The organism is Pseudomonas sp. AC083 (genome assembly GCF_979253165.1).
This window is the reverse complement of the sequence record NZ_CEEDDH010000124.1, coordinates 1-273: the sequence shown is the minus strand read 5'-3', so window position 1 is coordinate 273 and position 273 is coordinate 1. Positions and strand designations below refer to the sequence as shown.

The 273-nt window shown below is 45.8% G+C and carries 1 protein-coding gene; it reads left to right on the top strand.

The window, feature by feature from the left end:
- On the top strand, positions 1-273 hold a 273-nt coding region (locus AC0IXA_RS27440; protein WP_471814902.1), incomplete at both ends, for a methyl-accepting chemotaxis protein.

The window sequence follows — 273 nt, the reverse complement described above, 5'->3', positions numbered from 1 at the left end:
AAGTAGAACAGCTTTCAAGTTCTATTAGTGAGATGGTCTCGGGCATTAGCTCTGTGACAAATCAAGCACAGGAGCTTGCTGTTGCTCAAGAGCAGTCAACGTCTGCCGCCCACTTAGCAAAAAATAGTGCAGATGAGACGAAAAATATTTCTGACTTAATTAAAGAAGTGGCGAACCAAACGAACCTGCTTGGTCTAAATGCTGCGATTGAAGCGGCTAGAGCTGGTGAACAAGGCCGCGGATTCTCTGTCGTTGCAGATGAAGTACGAAAGC